4 protein-coding genes are annotated in these 4858 nt (G+C 73.8%); 2 read left to right on the plus strand and 2 right to left on the minus strand.

What is annotated here, in order from left to right:
- Both FK498_RS17395 and FK498_RS17400 read left to right on the plus strand, forming a co-directional pair.
- A partial coding sequence (locus tag FK498_RS17395) for a putative inorganic carbon transporter subunit DabA (RefSeq protein WP_141856790.1) occupies window positions 1-1879 on the plus strand: 1879 nt, incomplete at its 5' end.
- A gap of 40 nt (window positions 1880-1919) precedes the next feature.
- Complete coding sequence (locus FK498_RS17400; RefSeq protein WP_141856792.1) at window positions 1920-2396, plus strand: DUF192 domain-containing protein; 477 nt, start codon at window positions 1920-1922, stop codon at window positions 2394-2396.
- A 37-nt stretch (window positions 2397-2433) separates the two neighbouring features.
- Here the strand turns inward: FK498_RS17400 and hslU are convergent, their stop codons facing one another.
- Together hslU and hslV are read right to left on the minus strand one after the other, a co-directional pair.
- Entirely contained in the window at window positions 2434-3750 is a 1317-nt protein-coding gene (hslU, locus tag FK498_RS17405; RefSeq protein ID WP_141856794.1) for an ATP-dependent protease ATPase subunit HslU, read from the minus strand.
- Window positions 3751-3905: 155 nt separating this feature from the next.
- A complete protein-coding gene (gene hslV, locus FK498_RS17410) occupies window positions 3906-4454 on the minus strand; it encodes an ATP-dependent protease subunit HslV (protein WP_141856796.1) in 549 nt (182 codons plus the stop codon).
- Between the last annotated feature and the right edge of the window lie 404 nt (window positions 4455-4858).

A 4858-nucleotide genomic window follows, 5' to 3' on the forward strand; every position in this document is an offset into this window, starting at 1 on the left:
CGCCGGGCTCGCCGGCTTCCGCGCCGCCCTCGCAGCCCTGCCTGCGGAGCGCGGCGCGGCGATCCGTGCGGCCTGCGCGGCGCTCGGCGTGCCGGAGCCCGGCCTCGTCGCGCTGATGCACCGGGCGCTGGCCGATCTTGCCGGCTGGGCGGGCTATCTGGGCCAGCGCGACTGGCAGGCCCGGCTCGCGGGCTCGGCTTCAGCCGAGCTCGAGGAGTTCCTCGCCGTACGGCTGGCGGCGGAGGCGGCCGCTCTTGCCTGCGCGCCGGCCGCGGTGCGGGAACATTGGCAGGCGGTCGCGCATCGTTACGCCGCGCCCGCCCCTGACGCCGACCGCTCCGTCGACCTGATCCTGCTCGAGGCGGCCGAGATCGCCTTCCAGCGCCGTCTCGCCCGCGGGCTCGGTCGCCGCGAGGCACAGCCGGGCCGCGCCGAGGCCCAGGCGGTGTTCTGCATCGACGTGCGGTCCGAGGTGTTCCGGCGCGCCCTGGAGGCGGCGGCGCCGGGGGTGGAGACCCTGGGCTTCGCGGGTTTCTTCGGCTTCGCGGTCGAGGTCGTGCCCTTCGCCGGCGGCCAGCCGCGGGCGCAGTGCCCCGTGCTGCTCGCCCCCTCGGTCCGGATCTGCGAGACGGTTCCCGCCGGCACGGACGAGGCGGCGGCGCGGGCCGGGGCCGGACTCGGGCAGCGCCTCCGCTCCGCCTGGGCGGCGTTCCGCTCCGGCATCGTCTCGACCTTCCCCTTCGTCGAGAGCCTGGGCGCGGCCTATGGCGCCAAGCTCGCCCGCGCCGCCTTCGCCCCGCCGGCGCCCGCGCTCCTCGCCGCGCACGCGCCGACGATCGCACCCGCCATCGGCCCGCACGGACGGAGCGGCCTTGCCACCGCGGCCCGGATCGACGCCGCCGAGGCCGTGCTGCGCGCGATGTCGCTGACGGAGGGCTTCGCGCCGGTCGTGCTGCTGGTCGGCCACGGCGCCGGAACCACCAACAACCCGCATGCGGCGGCGCTCGACTGCGGCGCCTGCGGGGGCCACACGGGCGAGGCCAATGCGCGCATCGCTGCTGCGGTGCTGAACGACCCGGCGGTGCGTGCGGGGCTTGCCGGCCGCGGCATCGCGATCCCCGAGGACACCTGGTTCGTCGCCGGGCTGCACGACACCACCACCGACGACGTCACGCTGTTCGCCGACGGACTGCCGGCGTGTCATGCTGCGCGGATCGCGCGGCTGCGCGCCGCCCTGGCCGAGGCGGGCGCGCGGGCGCGGGCGGAGCGTGCGGGGGCGCTCGGGATCGGCGCCGGCCCGGGCCTCGACCGCGCGGTGCGCCGGCGCGGCCGGGACTGGGCCGAGGTGCGGCCGGAATGGGGGCTGGCCGGCAATGCCGCCTTCATCGCCGCGCCGCGGGCGCTCACGCGCGGGGTGGCGCTCGACGGGCGCGTCTTCCTGCACAGCTACGACCATCGCGCCGACCGCGACGGGTCGGTGCTGGAGCTCATCCTGACCGCCCCGGTGATCGTCGCCTCCTGGATCAACCTCCAGTACTACGGCTCGACCGTGGACAATGCCGTGCTCGGCGGCGGCGACAAGGTGCTGCACAACGTCACTGGCCGGATCGGGGTGGTGGTCGGCAATGGCGGCGATCTGCGGCCGGGGCTGCCGTTCCAGTCGGTGCACGACGGCGTGCGCGTGATGCACGAGCCGCTGCGCCTTTCGGTCTTCGTGGCCGCCCCGGTGGCGGCGATCGACGCCGTGCTCGCCAAGCATGACGGGCTGCGCGCGCTCGCCGACAACGGCTGGCTGCACCTCTTCGCGCTCGACGATGCGGGTGCTGTGGTGGCGCGCTATCGCGGCGGGCTCGCCTGGGAGGCCCGCCCCTTCGGCTGACCGGATCGCGCGCGTGAGCGGGCTGTGCTAAGCGGCGCGCATGCGCCGCCGCCGCCTCGTCGCCCTTCTCGCCGCCTCGCTGCCGGTCGCGCGCGCCCGGGCGCAGACCGGCCCGCAGCCGGTGATCGAGCCGCTCGAGGATCTCGTGATCGTCACGCGCGACGGGGCGCGCCACCGCTTCCGCGTCGAGGTCGCGCGCACGCCGCAGCAGCAGACGGTGGGGCTGATGTTCCGCCCCTCCGTGCCGCCGGATGGCGGGATGCTGTTCGACTGGGGCAGCCCGCGCGAGTCCAGCATGTGGATGCGCAACACCATCGCCTCGCTCGACATGCTGTTCATCACCCAGGAGGGACGGGTGCACCGGATCGCCGAGCGCACCGTGCCCTACAGTCTCGCACCGATCGACAGCCGCGGCCCCGTGCGCGCGACGCTGGAGCTCGCCGCCGGCACGGCCGAGCGGCTCGGCATTCGCGTGGGCGACCGGGTGGAGCACCCGATCTTCGGCGCGGCGCGGTAGCGCGGCGCGGCCGCGAGCGCGCCCGTCACCGACCCCGCTACAGGATGAAGCGGCTCAGATCGGCGTTCGCGGCGAGCGGCGCGACCCGCTCCTTCACATAGGCCGCGTCCACCGTGATTGCCTCGCCCGGCCGATCCGTCGCCGTGAAGCTGATCTCGTCGAGCAGCTTCTCCATGACCGTGTGCAGCCGCCGCGCGCCGATGTTCTCCACCCGCTCGTTGATCGCCGCGGCGAGATCGGCGAGCGCGTCGATCGCGTCCTCGGTGAAGCGCAGCTCCACGCGCTCGGTCGCCATCAGCGCCGTGTACTGGCGGATCAGGCTCGCCTCGGGTTCGGTCAGGATGCGCTTGAGGTCGTCGCGCGAGAGCGGCTTCAGTTCGACGCGGATCGGCAGGCGGCCCTGCAGTTCGGGCAGGAGGTCCGAAGGCTTGGCGAGGTGGAACGCGCCCGAGCAGATGAACAGCACGTGGTCGGTCTTCACCGGGCCGTGCTTGGTGGTCACCGTCGTGCCCTCGATCAGCGGCAGGAGGTCGCGCTGCACGCCCTCGCGGCTGACGTCGCCGCCGCGGAACCCCGTGCCGTCCATGGAGCGGGCGCAGACCTTGTCGATCTCGTCGATGAAGACGATGCCGTTGTTCTCGACCGCCTCGATCGCCTCGCGGCGCACGCGGTCCTGGTCCAGCAGCCGGTCGGATTCTTCCTGGTGGAGGAGCCCGCGCGCCTCGGCGATGGTGGTGCGGCGCGGCTTCTGCCGCCCGCCGAACATCCTGCCCATCATCTCCTGGATGTTGAGCATCTGGGCGCCCGGCATGCCGGGGATGTCGATCGCCCCGATCGGCACGCCGCCCGAGTCCGCGACCTGGATCTCGACCTCCTTGTCCTCGAGCTTGCCCTCGCGCAGCAGGCGGCGGAACTTGGCGCGCGTCTCGGCCGAGGCGCCCTCGCCGACGAGGGCGGTGAGCAGGCGCTCCTCGGCGGCGAGCTCGGCCTTGGCGGCGACCTCCTTGCGCAGCCGCTCGCGCGTCATCTGCAGGGCGACCTCGGTGAGGTCGCGGATCATGCTCTCGACGTCGCGGCCGACATAGCCGACCTCGGTGTACTTGGTGGCCTCGACCTTCAGGAACGGCGCCTGCGCGAGGCGGGCGAGGCGGCGCGCGATCTCGGTCTTGCCGCAGCCGGTCGGGCCGATCATCAGGATGTTCTTCGGCAGCACCTCGGCGCGCAGGTCCTCGGGGAGCTGCTGGCGCCGCCAGCGGTTGCGGAGCGCGATGGCGACGGCGCGCTTGGCGTCGTGCTGGCCGACGATGAAGCGGTCGAGTTCGCTGACGATCTCGCGCGGGGAGTAGCTGGTCATCCAAGTCTCCGTAGCACCGGGGGGACCACGGTGGTCCCCCCGGACCCCCCTCCGGAGAGGCCCCCTCCCGTTGGTCGGGGGCCGCGCACCGACCACCGGGAGGCGCGTCCTTCAGGGGGGGGGGGCCGGGGGGCCTTGCGGCCCCCGGGTCTTCTTCAGATCACTTCGATCGTGAGCCTGTCGTTCGTGTACACGCAGATCTCGGCGGCGATCGCCATCGCCCGGCGCACGATCGCCTCGGCGTCCATGTCCTGGCGGTCGATCAGCGCCCGCGCCGCGGCCAACGCATAGTTCCCGCCGGAGCCGATGCCGATCACGGAATCCTCGGGCTCCAGCACATCGCCGGTGCCGGTCAGCAGGAAGGAGCGGTCCTTGTCGGCGACCGCCATCATCGCCTCGAGCCGGCGCAGATAGCGGTCCGTGCGCCAGTCCTTCGCCAGCTCCACGCAGGCGCGCTCGAGCTGGGCGGGGAACCGCTCCAGCTTCGCCTCCAGCCGCTCGAGCAGGGTGAAGGCATCGGCGGTCGCGCCGGCGAAGCCTGCCAGCACGGCGCCGCCGCCGATCCGGCGCACCTTGCGCGCGTTTCCCTTCACCACGGTCTGGCCGAGGCTCACTTGGCCGTCGCCGGCCATGGCGACGCGTCCGGCCTTGCGGACGCAAAGGATGGTGGTGCCGTGCCAGCCGGTCGGGTCGTGCGCGCTCATGCTGTCCGGGAAGTGCTGGATGGTTGACGGGAGATGGCGCGGCCCGGCGCCGAACGCAAGGCAGCCGGCCGCATGCCCCCCCTCGGGACGGACAGGAAGGAGCCGGCATGTCGCCCGTTCGCATCCCCCCATCCGGCGATCCTGGCCCAGACGCTCTTCCTGACGCCGACCGAAGCGGGGGTGGCCGGGGCGGATCGTGCAACCGCACGAGCGGCTGCGCCCGTCCGCCCATCAGGCGGCGATGAGGGGGGATACCGGAGCGGCGGGAAGCGTGGTTGATGGGGAGTTCGGCCTGCAGCAGGACGACCGCGATGCGATGGCGCCGCCGGGTCGTGTCCCGGGGAGTGGTGTAGCAGCTCGGCCGATCGCGATCTCCGGCGGGTGATGGCCGGTGTGTCAGGCGG

This window comes from Elioraea sp. Yellowstone, from assembly GCF_006704265.1.
Lineage (GTDB): Bacteria > Pseudomonadota > Alphaproteobacteria > Acetobacterales > Acetobacteraceae > Elioraea.